This is a genomic window from Salinarimonas sp. NSM (assembly GCF_052380005.1).
In the GTDB taxonomy this organism is placed as follows: Bacteria; Pseudomonadota; Alphaproteobacteria; order Rhizobiales; family Beijerinckiaceae; genus Salinarimonas.
This window is the reverse complement of record NZ_JBQTCJ010000018.1, coordinates 39,206-61,105: the sequence shown is the minus strand read 5'-3', so window position 1 is coordinate 61,105 and position 21,900 is coordinate 39,206. Positions and strand designations below refer to the sequence as shown.

Genomic DNA, 21,900 nt, shown 5'->3' with positions numbered 1-21,900 from the left:
GCGACCCTCCGCCGCCGGTCAACTGATCTCCACCCACTCCACCCCCGGCACCGCCCTGAGTGCGCCGGCGATCTGCGGCGTCGCCAGGTACTTGCCCGGCAGCTTCACCTCCACCTCCTGCTCGCCGCCGTCGAGGATCAGCACGAGGGACACCTCGCCCTCGCCGCGCGCCTTCAGGCGCTCCTGCACGGAGCGGACCGGGCGCTCGTCGCGCAGGTAGATGCGCATGCCCTTCTGGTGCTTGGCGATGGCCTCGTCGAGGGGCTCGACGGCGTTGATGCGTGCGCGCACGTCCTCGCCCTCGACCCCCGCCTGCACCACGAGCACCACCGCCGAGCCCGGCTCGAGCTGGTCGCGAAAGCGCTGGAGGCCCTCCGAGAAGACGATCGCCTCGAAGTGGCCGGACTGGTCCGACAGCTGGAGGATGCCCATCTTCGAGCCGGACTTGGTGCGCCGCTCCTGCCGGTCGAGCACCGTCGCCGCGAGGCGCCCGACGCTGGCGCCGGCGCGCACGGAGCGCACGAAGTCGCTCCAGCGCTGGACGCGCAGCTTGCCGAGGAGATCGGAATACTCGTCGAGCGGGTGGCCCGAGAGGAAGAAGCCCACCGCGTCGTATTCCCGCTGCAGGCGGTCGGACGCCGTCCACGGCTCGTGGTCCGGCACGCGCAGCGAGACGTCCGCCGACGCGAGGCCGCCGAACATGTCGACGATGCCCGTCGTCTCCGCCTCGGCGGCCTGGGCGGCGAGGGAGAGCATCGGCTCGATCGCGGCGAAGGCGCGGGCGCGGTCGGGCTCGAGGTCGTCGAAGGCGCCGGCGCTCACCAGGTTCTCGAGGATGCGCTTGTTGACGGCCTTGGGCGGCAGGCGCCGGGCGAAGTCGGCGAGGTCCTCGAAGGGGGTGTCGCCACGCGCGGCGACGATCGCCTCCATCGCCTGCCGGCCCACGCCCTTCACCGCGGCGAGCGCATAGCGAATGGCGCCGCCCTTCACCGAGAAGCGCACCTGCGAGCGGTTGATCGAGGGCGCCTCCACCTTGATGCCCAGCCGCTGCGCCTCGCGGCGGAATTCGGAGAGCTTGTCGGTGTTGTCGATGTCGAGGTTCATCGACGCGGCCAGGAACTCGACCGGGTGGTTCGCCTTCAGGTAGGCCGTCTGGTAGGACACCACGGCGTAGGCGGCGGCGTGGGACTTGTTGAAGCCGTAGTCGGCGAACTTGGCGAGCAGGTCGAAGATCTCGTCGGCCTTGGCCTCGTCGATGCCGTTCGCCTTGCAGCCGTCCACGAAGCGGACGCGCTGCTTGTCCATCTCCGCCTTGATCTTCTTGCCCATGGCGCGGCGCAGGAGGTCGGCGTCGCCGAGCGAGTAGCCGGCGAGCAGCTTCGCCACCTCCATCACCTGCTCCTGGTACACGATGATCCCGAAGGTCTCGCGCAGGATCGGCGCGAGCTTCGGGTGCGGGTACCACCTGTCTTCCGCCTCGCCGCGGCCGAGCTTGCGCTCGCAATAGACCGGGATGTTGGCCATCGGGCCCGGGCGGTAGAGCGCGACGAGCGCGATCAGGTCCTCGATCCGGTCGGCGCGCATCTCGACGAGCGCCTTGCGCATGCCCGCCGATTCCACCTGGAACACGCCCACCGTCTCGCCGCGGCCGAGCATCTCGTATGTCTTCGGGTCGTCGAGGGGCAGGTTCGAGAGATCGACGGCGACGTCGCGCTCCTTCAGGAGGTCGACGGCGTTGCGCAGCACGGTGAGCGTCTTCAGGCCGAGGAAGTCGAACTTGACGAGGCCCGCCTGCTCGACCCACTTCATGTTGTACTGCGTGACCCGCATGCCGGTCTTCGGGTCTCGGTAGAGCGGCACCAGCTCCTGCAGCGGGCGGTCGCCGATGACGACGCCGGCGGCGTGGGTCGAGGCGTGACGGTGGAGGCCCTCCAGCTTCTGGGCGATGGCGAGCAGTCGCTCGACCACCTCCTCCTGCTCGGCCGCCTCGCGCAGCTTCGGCTCGTCGGCGATCGCCTGCTCCAGCGTGACGGGCTTCGCTGGATTCTGCGGCACGAGCTTGCAGAGCTTGTCCACCTGCCCGAAGGGCATCGCGAGCGCGCGGCCGACGTCGCGCAGCACGCCGCGGGCGAGCAGCGTGCCGAAGGTGATGATCTGCGCCACCTGCGGCTCGCCGTAGCGCCGCTGCACGTAGGCGATCACGTCCTCGCGGCCGTCGACGCAGAAGTCGATGTCGAAGTCCGGCATCGAGACGCGCTCGGGGTTGAGGAAGCGCTCGAACAGGAGGCCGAAGCGCAGCGGGTCGATGTCGGTGATGGTGAGCGACCACGCCACCAGCGAGCCTGCGCCCGAGCCGCGTCCCGGGCCGACGGGGATGTCGTGGTCTTTGGCCCACTTGATGAAGTCGGCGACGATGAGGAAGTAGCCGGGGAACTTCATCCGCCGGATGATGCCGAGCTCGAAGTCGAGCCGGCTCTCGTATTCCTCGCGCGTCGTGCCCGGCGCGGTGCCGTGGGCCTCGAGCCGCGCGGCGAGCCCCTCCTTGGCTTGGCGCTCGAGCTCGAGCCCCTCCGCCTCCTCGCCGTCGACGCCCTCGATGTCCGCCGTGAAGCGCGGCAGGATGGGCGCGCGCGTCGTCACGCGATACGAGCAGCGCCGCGCCACCTCGACGGTGTTGGCGAGCGCGTCCGGCATGTCGGCGAAGAGCGCGGCCATCTCGGCGCGGGTCTTGAAGCGGTGCTCCGGCGAGAGCCGGCGACGGTCGGTGTTGGCGACGACCTGGCCTTCCGCCACCGCGAGCAGCGCGTCGTGTGCCTCGTAGTCGCTCTCACGGGCGAAGAAGGGCTCGTTCGTGGCGACGAGCGGCAGGCCGCGCGCGTCGGCGAGCGCGACGAGCGCGCCTTCCACCGCACGCTCCTCCTCCAGCCCGTGGCGCTGAATCTCGACGTAGAGGCGGTCTGCGTAGATCGTCTCGAGCGCCGAGAGCCGCGCCGCGGCGAGCTCCGGCCGGCCCGTCGCGTAGGCGCGGTCGAGCGGTCCGCAGAGCCCGCCGGTGAGCGCGATCACGCCCTGCGCGTGCTCCGCCAGCGCGGCGAGCGAGACCTGCGGGCTGCCGCCGAGCTGGACGTCGAAATAGCCCCGCGTGACGAGGCGCATCAGGTTGCGGTAGCCCTCCTCGGTCTGCGCCAGCAGGACGAGGTTGGCGAGCCCCGCGGCCGCCGCCGCCGGGCCCTGGCGCTGCGCCGGATCGGGCGTCTCGAAGCAGGTGGTGATCTGCACGCCCGCGATCGGCTGGATGCCCGACCCGGAAAGCTTCTCGGAGAATTCCAGCGCGCCGAAGAGGTTGTTCGTGTCGGTCAGCGCCAGCGCCGGCTGGCGGTCCGCCAGCGCGAGCTTGGCGAGCGCGCCGATCTGCAGCGCGCCCTCGAGCAGGGAGTAGGAGGAGTGCACGTGGAGGTGCACGAAGCCGGGGTCCTTGATGATCGCCATGGCCCCTCGCCCTCCAGTCCCGATCCGCCGCGCCGTTCCTTATCCGTTTTGGCCGCGCGCCTGTCGAGGGGTGGGGCATCGCGGGCTGTGGATGGCCGTCGACGCGTGCCCCCCGCGACATCCTACCCCCTTGAACGAACCAAGAACCCGGCGCATCCTCCCCGCATGGAGCCCGCCCTCTCGCGCAAGCTGCGCGTCCTCGCCGACGCCGCCAAGTACGACGCGTCCTGCGCCTCCTCGAGCGCGCCCAAGCGCACGTCCCGCAAGGACGGGCTCGGGTCGACGGGGGGCAGCGGGATCTGCCACGCCTATACGCCGGACGGGCGCTGCGTCAGCCTGCTGAAGATCCTGCTGACCAACTTCTGCCTCTACGACTGCGTCTACTGCGTCAACCGCCGCTCGTCGAACGTCGAGCGGGCGCGGTTCACCGTCGAGGAGGTGGTGGACCTGACGTTGAACTTCTACAAGCGCAACTACATCGAGGGGCTGTTCCTCTCCTCGGGCATCGTCAAGAACGCCGACTACACGATGGAGCAGATGGTCCGCGTAGCGAAGACGCTGCGCGAGGTGCACGGCTTTCGCGGCTACATCCACCTCAAGACCATCCCCGAGGCGAGCCCCTTCCTGATCGAGGAGGCGGGGCTCTACGCCGACCGGCTGTCGATCAACATCGAGCTGCCGCAGCGCGAGAGCCTGAAGGCGCTCGCGCCCGAGAAGGACGACGCGACGATCCGCGGCACCATGGGGCGCATGAAGGAGCGCATCGTCGAGGCCAAGGCCGAGCGCAGGACGACGCGCACCGCGCGCCGCTTCTCGCCCGCCGGCCAGTCGACGCAGATGATCGTCGGTGCCGACGCCGCGACCGACACCGACGTGCTGCGCACCTCGACCGCGCTCTATTCCGGCTACGCGCTCCGGCGCGTCTACTACTCCGCCTTCTCGCCGATCCCCGATTCGAGCCGGCTCCTGCCGCTCAAGCCGCCGCCGCTCCAGCGCGAGAACCGGCTCTACCAGGCGGACTGGCTCCTGCGCTTCTACGGCTTCGAGGTGGACGAGATCGCGGCCGGCGCTGATGCCGGCATGCTCGACCTCGAGATCGACCCGAAGCTCGCCTGGGCTCTCAAGCACCGCGAGCGGTTTCCCGTCGACGTCAACCGGGCCGACCGGGAGCTGCTGCTGCGGGTGCCGGGGCTCGGGGTCAAGGCGGTCGACAAGATCCTCGTCGCGCGCCGCCACCGCCGGCTCGCCCTCGACGACGTCGCGCGGCTCGCGGGCTCGGTGAAGCGCGCGCGCGCCTTCCTCGTCACCACCGATCACACGCCGGGCGCGCTGCTCGACCGCCTCGACCTCAGAGCCGCGCTCGTGCAGCGGCCCGCCGAGCAGCTCACCCTGTTCTGATGCGCCGCGTCACCCTCGCACCCGGGGCCGATCTCGACGGGTTTCGCCGCGCCGCCCGCGCGCTCGTCACGGAGGGCGTGGCGCCCGACGACGTCGTGTTCGAGGACGGCCGTACGGCGAGCCTGCTGCCCGAGGCCGAGATCGCCGAGGCGCCGCCGCTCGCATTGCCGAAGACCGTTCCGCCGATCGTGAAGGACGTCGCGATGCACCGCGACCCGGAGCGCTGGGCGCTGCTCTACCGGCTGATCTGGCGCGTGACGCGGGGCGAGCGGCGGCTGCCGGAGATCGTCGCCGACCCGCTCGTGCACGCGCTTCACGTCATGCGGCGCAACATCGGCCGCGACATCCACAAGATGCACGCCTTCGTGCGCTTCCGGAAGGTGGAGGGCAGCGATCCCGAGCGCTTCGCCGCCTGGTTCGAGCCCGAGCACCACATCCTGCGCGCCGTCGGCCCGTTCTTCCGCGACCGCTTCGGCGCGATGCTCTGGTCGATCCACACGCCCGACGGCTCGATCCTGTGGGACCGTGAGCGGCTCGCCTACGGCCCGCCCGGCCGCCCGGAGGACGCGCCCGCGCGAGACGGCTTCGAGGATGGCTGGCGCGACTATTACCGCGCGATCTTCAATCCGGCGCGGGTCAACCCGACGGCGATGCGCGCCGAGATGCCGAAGAAGTACTGGAAGAACCTGCCCGAGGCCGAGATCATTCCCGATCTCGTCCGAGGGGCGGCCTCGCGCGTCGGCGGCATGATGGACAGGGAGCCCACCATGCCCGCGAAACGCGAGCCCCGCGCCGCCCTCGCGGCGCTGGACGCCCGCGCGAAGCCGCGCAGCCTCGACGAGCTCGCGGCGCTGATCCGCGCCTACGAGCCGCCGCAGGACTTCTCGCCCAAGGCCGTGATCGGCGAGGGGCCGGTCGCGCCGCTGATCGCGTTCGTCGGCGAGCAGCCGGGCGACGTCGAGGACATGGAGGGTCGCCCCTTCGTCGGCCCGGCGGGACGGCTCCTGGCGAAGGCGCTGGGCGAGGTCGGGATCGACCGGGACGCCTGCTATGTCACGAACGCGGTCAAGCACTTCAAGTTTCTGGAGCGCGGCAAGCGCCGCATCCACCAGAAGCCCTCGCTCGGCGAGATCAAGCATTACCGCTGGTGGCTGATGGAGGAGCTCACCCTGGTGCGCCCGCGCCTCACGGTCGCGCTCGGCTCCACCGCACTCACCGCGCTGACGGGCAGGGCGATGCCGTTGATGAAGTCCCGCGGCCCCGCCCGCTTCGAGGAGGGAGGGCTGGTGCTGCCGGGCTTCGTCACCGTCCACCCCTCCTGGCTGCTGCGCCTGCCCGACGAGGACGCGAAGGTGGCGGGCTACGAGGGCTTCCTGCGGGACCTCGCCGCGGCGAAGGACGAGGCGCGGCGGCTCGCCGGGTGAGGGCACCGGGCGTGCCGGACGACCGTCCCGCCGAGGCGCGGATCAATCCCCGCACAGCGCCCGCGATGAGACCGCATAGAGCCGCTCGCGTCCGGCGACCCGGGCGGTGAAGCCGTCGGGGAAGAGCGGGGCGAAGGCGGGGTCGCAGACGTTGAGCCCGCCCGCATAGGCGCCGAAGGCCGGCATCACGAGCCGGGCGTCGTCGTGGGCGAAGCAGCGCGCGCGCACGGCGCGCCCGCGCAGGCGCACCTTGGCGACCGGGTGGAGATGGCCGCAGATCTCCAGCCCCGCGCCCCGCTCGCTCCGCGGCTCGTGCCGCAGCGCGACGCCGTCGAGCGTGATCGCATCCGCGACCTCGCCCCCGAGCGACGCGGGGAGCGCGGGGTCGTGGTTGCCGGTGAGCCAGAGCCAGTCACGCCCCGCCTGCAGCGCCGCCAGCGCCGCGCGGGCGTCGGCATCGAGCCGGGCGGGGCCGTCCGGGTCGTGGAAGCTGTCGCCGAGCGCGACGACCCGGGCGGGGTCGTGCGCCGCGATGCGGGCGGCGAGGCGCGACAGGGTCTCGCGCGTGTCGTAGGGCGGCAGCAGAATGCCGCGACGGGCGCGCGAGGAGCCCTTCTCGAGGTGCAGGTCGGCGACGAGCAGCGTGCGATGATCCGGCAGCCAGGCGACGCCGTCCCGGTCGAGCACGAGCGCGAGCCGCCCGAGCGCGATCTCGACCGCGCCGCCACGCGCCCGCCCGCTCTCCACCTCGCGCTCGTCCATCGGCGCCGCAGCGGTCACCCGTGCCTCGTCGTTCGCGTCCCGTTCCGACCTGCTATGGCCGATTCGGCCGCGCCTGGCGAGGGGTGGGCGTGCCGAATGCGGCCCCGGGGGCGGGACCGGCTGTCGCGGCTCGCGCGATCCGTCGCGAGGCCGGCGCCGCGCCGCCGACGCTCTCCCGGTCGGCGGGGTCCGGATCGAGCCGGTCGAGCGGCAGCTGCTCCAGGGGTACCGGCCGCGAGAACAGGTAGCCCTGGGCGAGATCGCAGCCGGCCGCCCGCAGCATGGTCGCCTGCGTCTCCGTCTCGACGCCCTCCGCCGTGCAGACCATGTCGAGGCTGCGCGCGAGCGCGATGATCGAGCACACGATCGCGGCGCAGTCCTCGCGCTCGACGAAATCGTTGACGAAGGACTTGTCGATCTTGATCTTGTCGAAGGGGAACATGCGCAGGTAGCTGAGCGACGAGTAGCCCGTGCCGAAGTCGTCGAGCGAGATGCGCACGCCCAGCGCCTTCACCCGGCGCAGGTCGGCGAGCAGCGCCTGATCGTCGTCGAGGAGTACCGTCTCCGTCACCTCGAGCTCGAGCCGCTCGGGCGCGAGGCCCGTCTCCTCCAGCGCACCGAGGACGACGTCGAGGAGCCCGCGGTTGCGCAGCTGCGCCGGGGAGACGTTGACGGCGAGGCTGACGTGCTCGGGCAGCGCCCGGGCCTGGCGGCAGGCCTCGCCGATCACCCAGTCGCCGACGGGCGTGATCAGCCCGGTCTCCTCGAGCAGCGGGATGAAGACCGCCGGCGAGACCAGGCCGCGCTCGGGATGGTGCCAGCGCAGGAGCGTCTCGACGGCCACCGTCTCCCGGTGCGCGATGTCGACGATCGGCTGGAAGTGGAGCGCGAACTGCCCGCGGCCCATCGCTTCGCGCAGGTCGCGGATGAGCTCGCGCCGCGCCCGGGCGGCGGCGTCGAGATCGCCGTCGAAGATACGCGCGCCGTTGCGCCCGTCCGCCTTGACCCGGTAGAGCGCGGTGTCGGCGTTGCGCAGGAGCTCGTCGACCTCCCGGCCGTGGGTGGGGGCGAGCGCGACACCGATGCTCGCGCCGACGACGATCTGCCGTCCCTCGATCGAGAACGGCTCGGTGAGCGTCTCCAGCAGGCGGCGCGCCAGCGCCTCGCAGGCCGCCCGCTCGCAGCCCTGATCCCGGCTGCGCCCGCGGGCGAGCACCGCGAACTCGTCGCCGCCGAGCCGCGCCACCACGTCCTCCTGGCGCACGTGGGCGCGCATGCGCTGGGCCACCTCCACGAGGAGCGCGTCGCCGATCGCGTGGCCGAACGTGTCGTTGACGGCCTTGAAGCGATCGAGGTCGATGAGCAGCACGCCGAAGGGCGAGGCGCATTCCGCGTGCAGCGTCTCGTCGATGCGCGCCTTCAGCGAGGCGCGGTTGGCGAGCCCGGTGAGCACGTCGTGGTGGGCGGCGTGATTGATGCGCGCGGCGACCTGCTCGCGCTCGGTCACGTCCTCGTGGGTCGTCACCCAGCCGCCGCCGGGGATCGGCGCGTTGGACTGGGCGATCAGCCGGCCGCCGCGGGTGCGCACCGTCGCGCGGGTCTCCTCGCCCGCCGCCACATGCTCCAGGAAGGCCGGCACCGAGCGGGCGATGTCGCCGTCGAAGGACCCCGCCGCACGGCGCAGCGCGAGCACCTCGCTCAGGTGCATGCCGTAGCGCAGCGAGCCGGGGGCGAGCTCCATGAGCTCGAGATAGCGGTCGTTCCAGATCACGAGCCGGGCCGCGGCGTCGTACATCGTCAGGCCCTGGATCATGTGGGCGAGGGTCAGCTGGAGCTCGCGCGCCCGCTCGGACGCCTCTCGGCTGGCGTCGACGAGCTGCGCCATCGCGAGGCGCCGCTCGCTGACGTCCGTGCCCACGCCGCGATAGCCGCGGAACGTGCCGTCGGGCCCGAAGACGGGGTCGCCGCTCACCCGAAACCAGCGCGTCATCGTGCCGTCCTCGACCCTGTACTCGAGGTCGCGGAAGGGCTCGCGGCGGGCGAGCACGGCGAGATGCTCCTCCCAGGTCGCGTTCTCCAGCACGATCGGCAGCTCGCGCCGCGTCCTGCCGATCAGCTCGGCCCGGTCCTTCCAGAGGCCGTTGATCTCCTGCGAAAAGTGCGTGAAGCGCAAGCTCGCGTCCTGCTCCCAGAACCAGTCCGACCCCATCACGGTCAGCGAGCGGAAGCGCTCCTCGCTCTCCGCGAGCGCCGCCTCGGCCTCACGCCGCTCGGTGATGTCGAGGTGCAGGCCCGACAGGCGCGCCGGCGTGCCGTCCGGCGCCCGCGCCACGACGCGGCCGACGGCGAGGATCCAGCGCCAGCCCCCGTCGGCGGCGCGCATGCGGAACTCGGCGCGGTAGTCGGGCGTCTCCCCGCGCATGTGCTGGTCGAGGCGGGCGCGGGCGTGGGCGACGTCGTCGGGGTGCACGAGTGCGACCCAGGATGCCGCCGCCTCCGGGACGGCGTCGGGCTCGTAGCCCAGCATCGTCCACCAGGAATCGTTGTACCAGTTCTCTTCGCTGCCGGGCACCCAATCCCACAGCCCGATGTTGGCGCCCTCGGTGGCGATGGCGAGGCGCTGCTGGGCGGCCTCGTAGCGCTCGCGGGCGAGCGCGCCGTCGGTGACGTCCTGGACGGCGGAGGCGATCGCCAGGATGCGCCCGGCGGCGCGCCCTTCGGTGCGACCGTCGCCGCCCCCATCCTCCCGGATCGCCTGGCCGAAGCAGCGCATGCGTCGCCCGCCGGTCTCCGCGATCGTCGTCAGCTCGACGTCCCAGCCCTCACCGGTCTCGCGCGCCCGGGCGACCAACGCCTCCAGCCGCGCGGCGGAGTCCGGCTCGAGAAGCGCGAGCGTGCCCGCGAAGGTCTGCGGCACATCGTCGGGGATACGCAGGACGTCGCGCAGCCTCGGCGACCAGCGCACGTCGCCCGACGGGCAGTCTATGTGCCAGGGCGCCACCTGCACCATGCGCGACATGACCGTGAGCTCCTCGGCGGCGGCCTCGAGCTCCGCGGAGGCGCCACGCAGCTCGCTGTTCTGCCGGTGGAGCACGAACAGGGCCGGGAACAGGCCGAACACGATCAGGCACGCCAGCAACGCGGCGGCGACGCCCTCGAGCATCGCCTGCTCGGCATGGCCGCGGGACTGCTCCGCCTGCGTCGCGGTGCCGACCTCCGTGGCGAGGGCGACGGTGGCGGCGAGGATCGCGTTCGAGGTATCCACGAGGGGTGCGAGCGCGGCCTCGCCACGCGCCACCGCGCCCGCGTTCTCCTCGAGCCGGGCGACGAGGGCGACGAACTCGACGAAGGCGTCGTCCACGGTGGCCCGGTTCGGCAGGGCCTCGAGGCGTACCCGCAGGCTCGCGAGGGATTCCGCCTGGACCGCGAGGGCGCGGGCGAGCGCCCCGAGCGCCGCGTCCCGGTTCTCGGCCGCGGCCAGGGCGGCGGCGTGCAGCCCCACGTCCTTCGCGAGCGCGGCCTGGAGCCCGATGGCGTCGACGACCCCGGCCATCGCTCCGGTCGCCCGTTCCTCGATGCCGCGCAGCGCCTCCGCGCGGGCGAACAGCAGCAGCGCGCCGACGGCGACGAGGATCCCCACGAGGCTGAGGACGGCGGGCAGGAGGCGCCGCGCGCGGGGCCCGTGGGCCCCGCCCTCCCGCGCGGCCCCTCCCCCGCGCACACGGCCGGCGCGCGCGCCCGCGGCGTCGGACGATGGTGGCGGGGACGGCGTCATCGCGGGCTCCGATCAAAGCGCTCGACGACCCGAGGGCGCAAGCGGCATTCGCTAGGCTACGAGGCACCGGTAAACGAGTGCATAAATCCGCTAGCGGTGATCGAGAATTGCCCCAACCCGGTGATGCACCTCCCGTGACGCGAGGCGTTGCGCAGGCGCCCGCGGCCTGCGAGGCTCGGGCCCGGGTCGCTGGAGGAGAACGGGGGCGCATGGCGGGCGCAGGAACACGGACTCTCGTCGACGGGGCGCTCGCGCTCCTCGCGGCGCTCGCGGTCGGCATCGCGCTGTGGCGGCTCGAGGCGGCGACGCGGCCGCTCGTCGTGGAGCGCGTTGCGATCGGCCACATCCCGGCGAGCGTCACCCGTCCGGCGGACGCGCCGCTCGGCCCGGCGGTGGTGATCGCCCACGGCTTCGCCGGATCGCGCCAGCTCATGCAGGCTTTCGCGGTGACGCTCGCCCGCAACGGCTACGTCGCCGTCTCGTTCGACTTCGCCGGCCACGGCCGCAACCCGCTCCCGCTGGCCGGCTCGATCGTCGAGGAGGACGGCGCGACGCGCACGCTCGTCGCCGAGACGGTCGCGGTCGCGCAGGCGGCGCGGGCGCTCGGCGACGGGCGCCTCGCCCTCCTCGGGCATTCCATGGCCTCCGACATCGTCGTGCGCGCGGCGGCCGAGCTGCCGGCGGTGGAGGCCGTGGTGGCGGTCTCGATGTTCTCGCCGGCGGTGACGGCGGACGCGCCGGAGAACCTCCTCGTCGTCGTGGGCGGCCTCGAGGCCGGCCTGCGGGAGGAGGCGCTGCGCGCGGTGGGCCTCGCGACCGACGGAGCGGCCCGAGGAAGCGCCGCGCAGGAGGGCGTCACCTACGGCGATCCAGCGTCCGGCACGGCGCGGCGCGCCGTCTTCGCCGACGGGGTCGAGCACGTCGGCGTGCTCTATGCGCGCGAGACGCTGGCGGAGACCGTCGCCTGGCTCGACGCGACCTTCGGGATCACCCGCGACACGCCGCCCTTCGTCGATCGGCGCGGCCCGCTGATCCTGCTTCTCCTCGCAGGCGCCGTGCTCGCGGCGCGGCCGCTCTCGCGCCTCCTGCCACGGGTGTCGGTCGAGCCCGCGGGCGCCGGGCTACCCTGGCGGCGGCTGTGGATCGTCCTCCTCGTGCCGGCGATCGCGACACCGCTCGTGCTGCGCCTCCTGCCGACGTCCTTCCTGCCGGTACTGGTCGCGGACTATCTCGCGGCGCACTTCCTCGCCTACGGCCTGATCACCGCCGCCTGCCTCGTCCTCGCGCGGCGGCGCGGCTGGAGCGCGCCGGCGCCGCCCGCCGACCGGGGACGGCTGGCGCTCGCCGCCGCGGGCGCGGTCGCCTTCGGCTTTCTCGCCATCGTCTGGCCGCTCGACACCTACGTGACGAGCTTCCTGCCGGGCGCCGACCGCATCCCCCTCGTCGCGATCATGCTCGCCGGAACCCTGCCCTTCTTCCTCGCCGACGAATGGGCGACCCGCGGAGCCGGCGCGGCGCGCCTGGGCTACCCGGCGGCGAAGCTCGCCTTCGTGCTCTCGCTGGCGCTGGCGGTGGCGCTGGACTTCGAGCGGCTGTTCTTCCTCGTCATCATCGTACCCGTGATCGCGGCCTTCCTCCTCGTCTACGGGCTCTTCAGCCGCTGGGCCTGGCAGGCGACGCTCCACCCGGCGGTGGCGGGGGTGGCGAACGCGGTCGCCTTCGCCTGGGCGCTCGGCGTCACCTTCCCGCTGCTCGCCGGGTGACGCCTCTCCCCTCGCGCGCCCGGATGGCGTAGGGTCGCCGCGCCATGAAGCTCGTGCCCACCGCCGCCAATCCCGAGCCCCCCGGCGCCGTCGTCGGGCGAATCGTCGCGCGCGACGGCGCACCGTTGCGCGTCGCGCGCTGGCCCGCCCGTGCCGCGCACCCGCGCGGCACCGTCGTGATCTTCCAGGGGCGCGCCGAGTTCATCGAGAAGTACTTCGAGACGATCGAGGAGCTGCTCGCGCGCGGCTTCTGCGTCGTCGCCTTCGACTGGCGCGGCCAGGGCGGCTCGGAGCGGATGCTCGCGGACCCGCGCAAGGGCCACGTCGGCCGCTTCGGCCTCTACGCGCGCGACGTCGAGGCGATCGCCGCGCAGGTGCTCGCGCGCGACTGCCCGCGCCCGCACGCGGTGCTCGCCCATTCGATGGGGGCCGCGATCGCGCTCGATCTCGCCCGCCGCGGCCGGCTGCCGGCGGAGCGGATCGTGGCGCTCGCCCCGATGATCGCGCTCGCGCAGGTGCGCCGCCCGCGCCTGGCGCACGCGGGAGCGACCCTGTTCTGGCTGATGGGGCTCGGCGGCTCGTTCGTGCCGGGCGGGGGCGAGACGTCGGTGGCGACCAAGCCATTCGCCGGCAACCTGCTCACGTCGGACCGCCTGCGCTACGCCCGCAACGCCGACGCAGCCGCCGCGCTGAAGGACGGCGCCATCGGCGATCCGACGATCGCCTGGGCCCGTGGCGCCTTCGCCCTGATGCGCAGGCTCCAGGAGCCGCGGGCGGCGCTCGAGATCCGCATCCCGACCCTGGTGCTGGCCGCGGGCGCCGACCGCCTCGTCTCGACGCCGGCCGTGGAGCGCTTCGCCGCGCGGCTGAAGACCGGCAACGCCATCGTCGTCCCCGGCGCCCGCCACGAGCTGCTGAACGAGGTGGACGCGATCCGCGCACCGGTGATGGCGGCGATCGACGCGTTCCTGCCGGGTGGGGAGGAACCGGCTCTTGCAGACGCGAGCGCGGCCACGCCCGTAGCCGCGCAGCCGCCGGCCGTCGCGCAGACCGCACCGACCGCGTGAATCCGCGCCGCGCCTCACCTCACCCCGCGAGCGCTTCCTTCTGCTTGCTCGCGCGCTTGCGCTCGTTGGGGTCGAGGATGGCCTTGCGCAGGCGGATGTTCTTGGGCGTCACCTCGACGAGCTCGTCGTCCTGGATCCAGGCGAGCGAGCGCTCCAGCGTCATGCGGATCGGCGGGGTGAGGCGCACGGCCTCGTCCTTGCCGGTGGAGCGCACGTTCGAGAGCTTCTTGCCCTTGAGCACGTTGACCTCGAGGTCGTTGTCGCGGGTGTGGATGCCGATGATCATGCCCTGGTAGACCTTGGCGCCGGGCTCGATCACCATCGGGCCGCGATCCTCCAGGTTCCACATCGCGTAGGCCACGGCCTCGCCCGCCTCGTTGGCGATCAGCACGCCGTTGACGCGCCCGGGCAGCTCGCCCTTGTAGGGCTCGTAGGCCTTGAACAGGCGGTTCATGATCGCCGTGCCGCGGGTGTCGGTGAGCAGTTCCGACTGGTAGCCGATCAGCCCGCGGGTCGGCGCGTGGAAGACGAGCCGCTGGCGGTTGCCGCCCGAGGGCCTCATCTCGATCATGTCGCCCTTGCGCTCGGACATCTTCTGCACGACGACGCCCGCGTGCTCCTCGTCGACGTCGATGACCACCTCCTCGACCGGCTCGAGCGTCTCGCCGGTCGTCTCGTCCTTCATGTAGACGACGCGCGGGCGCGACACGGCGAGCTCGAAGCCCTCGCGGCGCATGGTCTCGATGAGGATCGCGAGCTGGAGCTCGCCGCGGCCGGAGACGTAGAACGAATCCTTGTCGGCGCTCTCCTCGATCTTGAGCGTGACGTTGCCCTCGGCCTCCTTCATCAGGCGGTCGCGGATCATGCGGCTCGTGACCTTGTCGCCCTCGGTGCCCGCGAGCGGTGAGTCGTTGACGATGAAGGACATCGTCACGGTGGGCGGGTCGATCGGCTGCGCCTGGATCGGCGTCTCGACCGAGAGATCGCAGAACGTGTCGGCGACCGAGCCCTTCGAGAGGCCCGCGATGGAGACGATGTCGCCCGCCTCGCCCTGCTCGATCGGCTGGCGCTCGATGCCACGGAAGGCGAGGATCTTCGAGACGCGGCCCTGCTCGACCACGTTGCCCTTGCGGTCGAGCACCTTGATCGTCTGGTTCGGCTTGACGACGCCCGACGCGATGCGCCCCGTGACGATACGTCCCAGGAAGGGATTGGCCTCGAGCAGGGTGCCGAGCATGCGGAACGGGCCGGGATCGGTGTCGGCCGGAGGCACATGGTCGAGCACGAGGTCGAACAGCGGAGCGAGGCCCTGGTCCTGCGGGCCCTCCGGGGCGGCGGCCATCCAGCCGTCGCGGCCCGAGCCGTAGAGGATAGGGAAGTCGAGCTGCTCGTCGGTGGCGTCGAGCGCGGCGAAGAGGTCGAAGACCTCGTTGATCACCTCCTGGTGACGCGCGTCCGGCCGGTCGATCTTGTTGATGGCGACGATCGGCTTGAGCCCAATCTTCAGCGCCTTCGAGACCACGAACTTGGTCTGCGGCATCGGCCCCTCGGCGGCGTCGACGAGCACGATCGCGCCGTCCACCATGGAGAGGATGCGCTCCACCTCGCCGCCGAAGTCGGCGTGGCCGGGCGTGTCCACGATGTTGATGCGCACGTCCTTCCAGACGACCGAGGTCGCCTTGGCGAGGATGGTGATCCCGCGCTCCTTCTCGAGGTCGTTGGAATCCATCACGCGCTCGGCGACGCGCTGGTTCTCGCGAAACGCCCCCGACTGCGAGAGGAGCTTGTCGACGAGCGTGGTCTTGCCGTGGTCGACGTGGGCGATGATCGCGATGTTGCGCAGCTGCATGGTCTCTTCCGAATGGGAGCCGCCTTCCGGGCGCGCCGGTATGCCGGCGGGGCCATGACCGCGTTATGACATGCGCGATGGGGCGGGGAACGTCTGCCGCCCATATAGGGATTGCCGTGAGGATGCAAGAGAGGGTCCGCCCGCGGGTCCGTTCGCGAGCGGCTCCCGGCGAGGGCGCGGCCGCTTCGTGCGAGGCCGATGCGCGTCAGCGCACCTCCTTGAGCAGGTCGCGCCAGGCGTCGTAGAAGCGGTGGGCGCTGACCGCCATCTCGTTCTGCCCGTCCCCGTCGGGATAGCTCGCCGACATGATGCCGAGCACGAGGAAGCCATCCCCGTCCGGGACGAAGAGCGGTGAGCCGGAATCGCCGTCGATGGCGTCGCAATCGTGGAAGAAGGTGCCGTCCTCGAACAGGCGGAGCACCGCGCAGCCCTCGTGCGCGGTCAGCTTGGTCTGGCTGTCGGCGCTGTAGCCGGCCTGGCTCACCGCCGCGAGCACGCCCGCGTCGAAGCGGCGCTCCAGGTCCTCGGCGCTGCCGGGGTCGATGCGCATGAAGCCCGCGAGGTCGCCGATCGGGTCCGCCAGCACGGCGAACGCCCAGTCCAGCCCGTCGATGGCGCTCGTCTCGGCGTGGCGCGCGTTGTCGAACCCCTCGGGCAGGATCTCCCGCACGACGGCGCTGCGCGCGACCTCCCGGGGGCCGTCGAGCCCGGCGATGAACTCGAGCGCCCGCTCGCGCACGTTGGAGTTCTCCTCCTCGAAGAAGCAGTGCGCGGCGGTGAGCACGATGCGCGGCGCCACGAGCACCCCGGAGCAATGGCCGGTCTCGGTTTCCAGCCGTCCGATGCTGCTCCAGGGCGCGCGCAGGGTGTCGACGAACACGCGGTCGTCCCGTCCGGAGAAGGCCGGGCTCGGGCGCCCGCGGCAATCCTTCGTGTCCGTGCCCGGCGGGCACAGGCCCGTGCCGGTGCCCGGCTCGTCGCACTGCCCGTCGCGCGCATGGAAGCAGGCGTTCGCCGCGAGCGGGCCCTCGCGCCGGCAGTCCCAGGCGTCGCTCCCGGCGGGGCAGGCGCCGGTGCCGATGCCCGGCTCGTCGCACTCGCCGTCCACCAGGTAGGGGCAGGCCTCTCCGGACGTGGACGCCGGGGTCCCAGGCGCGCTCTGTGCGGCCGCCGGCGCGGCGAGCCACGGCGCGAGGCAGGCGACGGCGATCGCCCCCGCGCACCACGCCATGCCGAGGCGCCGCCGCGCTCGCGCCACGGCCTCTCCCGGCCAGCCGCCCGCCAGACTCATGCCGACGCCCCCCGTGAACCGCTTCGTCGTCCGTCCTGCCGGCAGGATATCCGGGCCGGCGGCTCGGGTCCATGCGCCTGCGTGCGCCTTTGGAGCGCGCACCCGCGCGCGAGTCTCGGCTCGACGCCCGCGTCAGGCCTCGATGTCGAAGAGCGTCTGCGCCAATTCGCGCGCGGCGCGCATCGCGGCCGCGTTGGCCTCGAAGGCGGCCACGGCCATGATCTGGTTCGTCACCTCGCCGACGATGTCGACGTTGGGCGCGGCGACGAAGCCCCTCGCGTCGGCGTCCGGCGAGCCGGGCTCCCAGGCCGGGACGAAGGCCGGCCGGCGCTCGGCGAGGCGGGCGGAGACGCCGGCCCCGTCCGTGGAGGTCTGCACCACGTCGACCGGCGCGTAGGCCCCCGAACGCCCGCCCGGCTCCGTGGGCAGAGCCCCGGTCGTGCGCAGGTTCGCGACGTTGGACGCACTCGCCTCGAGGCGCAACGAAGCGGCGTCGAGGCCGGTGCGGGAGATGGCGAGCGCGGAGATCATGACCCGATCCTATGCCGCCGCGCCTTTCCGCGCAGTTGCCGCGATCGCGCGAATGCCGCGGATCGCGCCGCCGCCGAACCGAGCACGCCGACCCGCGTTCTCTCCCATGACGACACGAGACGGGAGAGACAGCCATGTTCCGCTTCATCCGACGCGCCATCCTCCTGCGCGAGGCGTTCCGCTTCCTGCGCCGGCGCCGGCGCTGACGCGGCCCGCCCGCGGCGCGCCGGCGCGCGGTTTGCGGGCCGACGCGGGCGCGCTACACCCTTCGCCTTTCCGAGCACGCGATTCGGTGAAGGCGACATGACGAAGCAAGACGGGGGCGAGACCGCCCGCACCATCATCCGCGGCATCGCCGCCGAGCTCGGCGTCGCCGACACGCAGGTCGCCGCCGCGGTGGCGCTCCTCGACGAGGGCGCGACGGTGCCCTTCGTCGCGCGCTACCGCAAGGAGGCGACGGGGGGCCTCGACGACACGCAGCTGCGCACGCTCGAGGAGCGGCTCGGCTACCTGCGCGAGCTGGAGGAGCGTCGCGGCGCGATCCGCACCGCGATCGCCGAGCAGGGCAAGCTCACCGATGCGCTCGCCGCCGCCATCGCCGCCGCCGACACCAAGGCGCGGCTGGAAGACCTCTACCTCCCCTACAAGGTGAAGCGCCGGACCAAGGCGCAGATCGCCCGCGAGGCCGGGCTCGGGCCGCTGGCGGACGCGCTGGTGGCCTCGCCCGAGCGCGCGCCCGAGGACCAGGCCCGCGCCTTCGTCGACGCCGCCGTGGGCGTCGCGGACGTCGATGCCGCGCTCGAGGGGGCGCGTCACATCCTGGTCGAGCGCTTCGCCGAGGACGCGGACCTGATCGGGCGGCTGCGCGAGGATTTCTGGCGCGAGGCGCGGCTCGTCGCGAGCGTGCGCGAGGGCAAGGAGCAGGTGGGCGCCAAGTTCTCGGACTACTTCGCCTATTCCGGGAAGATCGCCGACCTGCCGGCCCACCGCATCCTGGCGATCTTCCGCGCGGAGAAGGAGGAGGTGCTCTCCGTCTCCCTCACCGAGATCCCCGAGAACGCCCCCGACACGGCCAAGGACGCCTATCCCGCCAAGATCCGCGCCCGCTTCGGGCTCGCCGACCGCGGCCGGCCGGGGGACGCCTGGCTGGCGAAGGCGGCGGGCTTCGCCTGGCGCACCAAGATCTCGCTCTCCGTCGCGCTCGACGCCCGCGCCCGTCTCTGGGCGAAGGCGGAGGAGGAGAGCATTCGCGTCTTCGCGGCGAACCTGCGCGATCTCCTGCTCGCCGCGCCCGCCGGCGCGCGGGCGACGATGGGCCTCGATCCCGGCTATCGCACCGGCGTCAAGGTCGCGGTGGTCGACGCCACAGGGAAGGTCGTCGCGACCGACACGATCTACCCGCACGAGCCGCAGCGGCGTTGGGACGCGGCGCTCGCCACGCTCGAAGGGCTGGTGCGCCGCCACGGCGTCGAGCTCGTCGCCATCGGCAACGGCACCGCCTCGCGGGAAACCGACAAGCTGGCCGGCGAGCTGATGGGGCGGCTGCCCGATCGAAAGGTCGTCAAAGTGATGGTCTCGGAAGCCGGCGCCTCGGTCTATTCGGCCTCCGCCTTCGCCTCGAAGGAACTACCCGACCTCGACGTCTCGCTGCGCGGCGCCGTCTCGATCGCGCGCCGTCTCCAGGATCCTCTGGCGGAGCTCGTGAAGATCGACCCGAAATCCATCGGCGTCGGGCAGTACCAGCACGATCTCGCGGAGCACGCCCTCTCCCGCGCCCTCGACGCCGTCGTCGAGGATTGCGTGAACGCGGTCGGCGTGGAGGTGAACACCGCCTCCGCGCCGCTGCTCGCGCGGGTCTCCGGGCTCGGCGAGGGCGTCGCCAAGGCGATCGTCGCGCGCCGCGACGAGGCGGGGCCGTTCCGCACCCGCAAGGAGCTGATGAAGGTGCCCGGCCTCGGGCCCAAGACCTTCCAGCTCGCCGCCGGCTTCCTGCGCATCCAGGACGGCGCGGACCCGCTCGACCGCTCCGGCGTGCACCCCGAGGCCTATCCGGTGGTGCGCCGCATCCTGGAGTTCACCAAGGCCGACGTCGTGCGCATCATCGGCGACGCGAAGACGCTGCGCGCGCTCGACCCGCGGCGCTTCACCGACGAGACCTTCGGCGTGCCGACCGTCTCCGACATCATCGCCGAGCTGGAGAAGCCGGGCCGCGACCCGCGCCCGGCCTTCAAGACGGCGGCCTTCGCCGAGGGGGTCGAGAAGATCTCCGACCTGCGGCCCGGCATGGTGCTGGAGGGCGTCGTCACGAACGTCGCCGCCTTCGGCGCCTTCGTCGACGTCGGCGTCCACCAGGACGGGCTCGTCCACGTCTCGGCCATGTCGACGAGCTTCGTGAAGGACCCGCGCGCCGTGGCCAAGCCCGGCGACGTGGTGAAGGTCAAGGTGATGGAGGTCGACGTGCCGCGAAAGCGCATCGGCCTGTCCATGCGGCTCTCCGACGAGCCGGGGCAGGAGCGACGCCCTGTGCAGAAGGGCGCAGGCGGCGGCCGGCCCGAACCGGCGCGCACGCCGCAGGCCGGCAAGCCTCGCGCCGACCGGGAACGCTCGGGTGCCGCCTCGGCCGGCGGCGCGCTCGCCGATGCGCTGCGCCGCGCCCAGGACCGAGACCGCCGCGGAACGTGAGGCGGGCGTCCGCATCGACGAAGGGCGCGCGGGTCTCCCCTCTCCCCGAGGGAGAGGGGAGAGGGTCCCGCGTCGCCTCAGGTGATTTCCTCCAGCCCCCGCTGCTGGTCGAGGCGCCGGCGCACGACTTCCTCGCCGATGCCGAAGCCCTCCAGCACCCGTCCGGCGAGCTGGAGGCTCGCCTCGAAGGCTTCCGGCACCGCGACGGTCGCGCCGGCCTCGATCAGCCTGTGCGCGTGGGCGCGATCGCGGGCGCGGGCGTAGATCGGGATCATCGGCCAGGCCTCCCGGATCGCGCGGGCGATGGCCTCCGCCGCCTTCGGGTCGTCCATCGTCAGCACGACGGCGCTCGCCTCGGCGATGTGCGCGCGGCCGAGGAGGTCGAGGCGCGAGGCGTCGCCGAAATAGACCGGCAGTCCCTCCTTGCGCGCGGCGGCGACGCCGTTGGGATCGGCGTCGATGGCGACGAAGGGGATCGCCTCGGCCTGCAGGGTCTCGACGAGGGTCCGCCCGACGCGGCCGAAGCCGGCGAGCACGACGTGTCCCTCGACCTCGGCCATGCTCGCGAGCGCGTGCTCGGAGCCGCCCTCGGCGCCCGCCATGCGTGCCGCGAGCCGCTCCGCGGCGTGCGCGACGAGGGGCGTCACCAGCATGGTGAGGCCCGCGACGATGAGCATGAACTGCCCGACGTCGGGCGGGATCAGCCCGAGGCTCATGGCCAGCCCCACCACGATGAAGGCGAACTCGCCGCCCTGGCCGAGCAGCAGGCCCGCCTCGATCGCGGTGGCGCGTCCGAGCCCGAAGGCGACGCACAGGCCGGCCGTGACGACGCTCTTCAAGGCGAAGAGCCCGACGACGGAGGCGAGGATCCAGAACGGCGCCTCCACGATCACGCGCCAGTCGATCCCCATGCCCACCGACATGAAGAACAGCCCCAGCATCAGCCCCTTGAAGGGCTCGATGTCGACCTCGACCTCGTGCCGGAACTCGGTCTCGGCGATCAGCAGCCCGGCCAGGAAAGCGCCGAGCGCCATCGACAGGCCGGCGGCGCCCGTGATGGCGGAGATGCCGATGACGGTGAGCAGGATCGCCGCCATGAACATCTCGGGGCTTCTCGTCTGCGCGGCGATGCGCAGGGCCGGGCGCAGCACGAGACGCCCGACGGCGTAGATCCCGCCGATCGTCAGCGCCGCCTTGCCGAGCGCCAGCGCGAGGTCGGCCCCGAGGTTGCCCTCCATCCGAGCCCCCCCGACCTGGGCGCCGAGCACGCCCACGACGAACAGGATCGGCACCACCGCGAGATCCTGCATCAAGAGGATCGAGAAGGACGAGCGCCCGAGCGGCGTGCCGAGCCGGCGCCGCTGCATCAGCAGCTGCATCACGATCGCGGTCGAGGACAGCGCGAGGCAGGCGCCGAGCACGATCGAGGCGGGGATCGAGTTGCCGAACTCCCATGCGATGACGCCGATGATCGTCCCCGTGATCAGGATCTGCGCGGAGCCCAGCCCGAAGACGAGCCGGCGCATGGCCCACAGGCGCTCGAGCGAGAGCTCGAGCCCGATGACGAAGAGGAGGAAGATGACGCCGAGCTCGGCGAGCGCCTGAACCCCCGCCAGATCGTCGATCACGACCCAGTGCAGGAGGGGGAAATCCGCCGCGAGCAGCCCCAGCCCGAACGGCCCGATGACGCCGCCCACCACGAGGTAGCCGAGCACGGGCGAGACGCGCATGCGGTGGAAGAGCGGCACCATCACGCCCGCGGCGACGAGGAAGACGATCACCTCGCGCAGGTGGGGGATGCCGACGTGATGCTCCATACGCAGCGTGCTCCTGTGGAATGGGCTCGGAGGCTGCCCGGCGCCGGCCCGC

Annotated in this window: 12 protein-coding genes; 5 read left to right on the top strand and 7 right to left on the bottom strand. The window is 72.6% G+C overall.

Translation table 11 applies throughout. The annotated features are described in order from the left end of the window. Positions 1 to 18: 18 nt before the first annotated feature. A complete protein-coding gene (dnaE, locus tag ACTZWW_RS09200; RefSeq protein WP_444780650.1) occupies positions 19 to 3,489 on the bottom strand; it encodes a DNA polymerase III subunit alpha in 3,471 nt (1,156 codons plus the stop codon). 165 nt (positions 3,490 to 3,654) lie between these two features. On the opposite strand from dnaE, the gene ACTZWW_RS09195 reads away from it, so the two are divergent. Then, a complete protein-coding gene (locus ACTZWW_RS09195) occupies positions 3,655 to 4,887 on the top strand; it encodes a putative DNA modification/repair radical SAM protein (RefSeq protein ID WP_444780649.1) in 1,233 nt (410 codons plus the stop codon). After that, positions 4,887 to 6,311 (top strand): UdgX family uracil-DNA binding protein, encoded by a 1,425-nt coding sequence (locus ACTZWW_RS09190; protein ID WP_444780648.1) that lies wholly within the window; start codon positions 4,887 to 4,889, stop codon positions 6,309 to 6,311. The genes ACTZWW_RS09195 and ACTZWW_RS09190 overlap by 1 nt, the downstream gene beginning before the upstream one ends. A 42-nt stretch (positions 6,312 to 6,353) precedes the next feature. Here the strand turns inward: ACTZWW_RS09190 and pdeM are convergent, their stop codons facing one another. Both pdeM and ACTZWW_RS09180 read right to left on the bottom strand, forming a co-directional pair. Further along, positions 6,354 to 7,073 (bottom strand): ligase-associated DNA damage response endonuclease PdeM, encoded by a 720-nt coding sequence (gene pdeM, locus ACTZWW_RS09185; protein WP_444780659.1) that lies wholly within the window; start codon positions 7,071 to 7,073, stop codon positions 6,354 to 6,356. A 52-nt stretch (positions 7,074 to 7,125) separates the two neighbouring features. Next, complete coding sequence (locus tag ACTZWW_RS09180; RefSeq protein WP_444780647.1) at positions 7,126 to 10,848, bottom strand: sensor domain-containing protein; 3,723 nt, start codon at positions 10,846 to 10,848, stop codon at positions 7,126 to 7,128. Between the two features lie 209 nt (positions 10,849 to 11,057). Between ACTZWW_RS09180 and ACTZWW_RS09175 the strand changes: the two genes are divergently transcribed. Both ACTZWW_RS09175 and ACTZWW_RS09170 read left to right on the top strand, forming a co-directional pair. Continuing rightward, the gene (locus ACTZWW_RS09175; RefSeq protein ID WP_444780646.1) at positions 11,058 to 12,611 is read left to right on the top strand and encodes an alpha/beta hydrolase; all 1,554 of its coding nucleotides are present in this window, start codon (positions 11,058 to 11,060) and stop codon (positions 12,609 to 12,611) included. A gap of 44 nt (positions 12,612 to 12,655) precedes the next feature. After that, complete coding sequence (locus ACTZWW_RS09170; protein WP_444780645.1) at positions 12,656 to 13,678, top strand: alpha/beta fold hydrolase; 1,023 nt, start codon at positions 12,656 to 12,658, stop codon at positions 13,676 to 13,678. Positions 13,679 to 13,697: 19 nt separating this feature from the next. On the opposite strand, the gene typA is transcribed toward ACTZWW_RS09170, so the two are convergent. The 3 genes from typA to ACTZWW_RS09155 form a co-directional block, all read right to left on the bottom strand. Then, on the bottom strand, positions 13,698 to 15,527 hold the full coding sequence (gene typA / locus ACTZWW_RS09165; RefSeq protein WP_444780644.1) for a translational GTPase TypA: 1,830 nt from the start codon (positions 15,525 to 15,527) through the stop codon (positions 13,698 to 13,700). A gap of 205 nt (positions 15,528 to 15,732) precedes the next feature. Continuing rightward, a complete protein-coding gene (locus ACTZWW_RS09160; RefSeq protein ID WP_444780643.1) occupies positions 15,733 to 16,818 on the bottom strand; it encodes a trypsin-like serine peptidase in 1,086 nt (361 codons plus the stop codon). Between the two features lie 132 nt (positions 16,819 to 16,950). Then, the gene (locus ACTZWW_RS09155) at positions 16,951 to 17,349 is read right to left on the bottom strand and encodes a flagellar basal body rod protein FlgC (protein WP_444780642.1); all 399 of its coding nucleotides are present in this window, start codon (positions 17,347 to 17,349) and stop codon (positions 16,951 to 16,953) included. 303 nt (positions 17,350 to 17,652) lie between these two features. Between ACTZWW_RS09155 and ACTZWW_RS09150 the strand changes: the two genes are divergently transcribed. Beyond that, positions 17,653 to 20,031 (top strand): Tex family protein, encoded by a 2,379-nt coding sequence (locus tag ACTZWW_RS09150; RefSeq protein ID WP_444780641.1) that lies wholly within the window; start codon positions 17,653 to 17,655, stop codon positions 20,029 to 20,031. Between the two features lie 77 nt (positions 20,032 to 20,108). Here the strand turns inward: ACTZWW_RS09150 and ACTZWW_RS09145 are convergent, their stop codons facing one another. Continuing rightward, entirely contained in the window at positions 20,109 to 21,848 is a 1,740-nt protein-coding gene (locus ACTZWW_RS09145; RefSeq protein WP_444780640.1) for a cation:proton antiporter domain-containing protein, read from the bottom strand. Positions 21,849 to 21,900: the final 52 nt, after the last annotated feature.

Bases quoted from the DNA above. Each gene is read 5' to 3' on its own strand.
- pdeM (WP_444780659.1), bottom strand. From the start codon at position 7,073: ATGGACGAGCGCGAGGTGGAGAGCGGGCGGGCGCGTGGCGGCGCGGTC.
- ACTZWW_RS09145 (WP_444780640.1), bottom strand. From the start codon at position 21,848: ATGGAGCATCACGTCGGCATCCCCCACCTGCGCGAGGTGATCGTCTTC.
- dnaE (WP_444780650.1), bottom strand. From the start codon at position 3,489: ATGGCGATCATCAAGGACCCCGGCTTCGTGCACCTCCACGTGCACTCC.
- ACTZWW_RS09150 (WP_444780641.1), top strand. From the start codon at position 17,653: ATGACGAAGCAAGACGGGGGCGAGACCGCCCGCACCATCATCCGCGGC.
- ACTZWW_RS09170 (WP_444780645.1), top strand. From the start codon at position 12,656: ATGAAGCTCGTGCCCACCGCCGCCAATCCCGAGCCCCCCGGCGCCGTC.
- typA (WP_444780644.1), bottom strand. From the start codon at position 15,527: ATGCAGCTGCGCAACATCGCGATCATCGCCCACGTCGACCACGGCAAG.
- ACTZWW_RS09195 (WP_444780649.1), top strand. From the start codon at position 3,655: ATGGAGCCCGCCCTCTCGCGCAAGCTGCGCGTCCTCGCCGACGCCGCC.
- ACTZWW_RS09155 (WP_444780642.1), bottom strand. From the start codon at position 17,349: ATGATCTCCGCGCTCGCCATCTCCCGCACCGGCCTCGACGCCGCTTCG.
- ACTZWW_RS09180 (WP_444780647.1), bottom strand. From the start codon at position 10,848: ATGACGCCGTCCCCGCCACCATCGTCCGACGCCGCGGGCGCGCGCGCC.
- ACTZWW_RS09190 (WP_444780648.1), top strand. From the start codon at position 4,887: ATGCGCCGCGTCACCCTCGCACCCGGGGCCGATCTCGACGGGTTTCGC.
- ACTZWW_RS09160 (WP_444780643.1), bottom strand. From the start codon at position 16,818: ATGAGTCTGGCGGGCGGCTGGCCGGGAGAGGCCGTGGCGCGAGCGCGG.
- ACTZWW_RS09175 (WP_444780646.1), top strand. From the start codon at position 11,058: ATGGCGGGCGCAGGAACACGGACTCTCGTCGACGGGGCGCTCGCGCTC.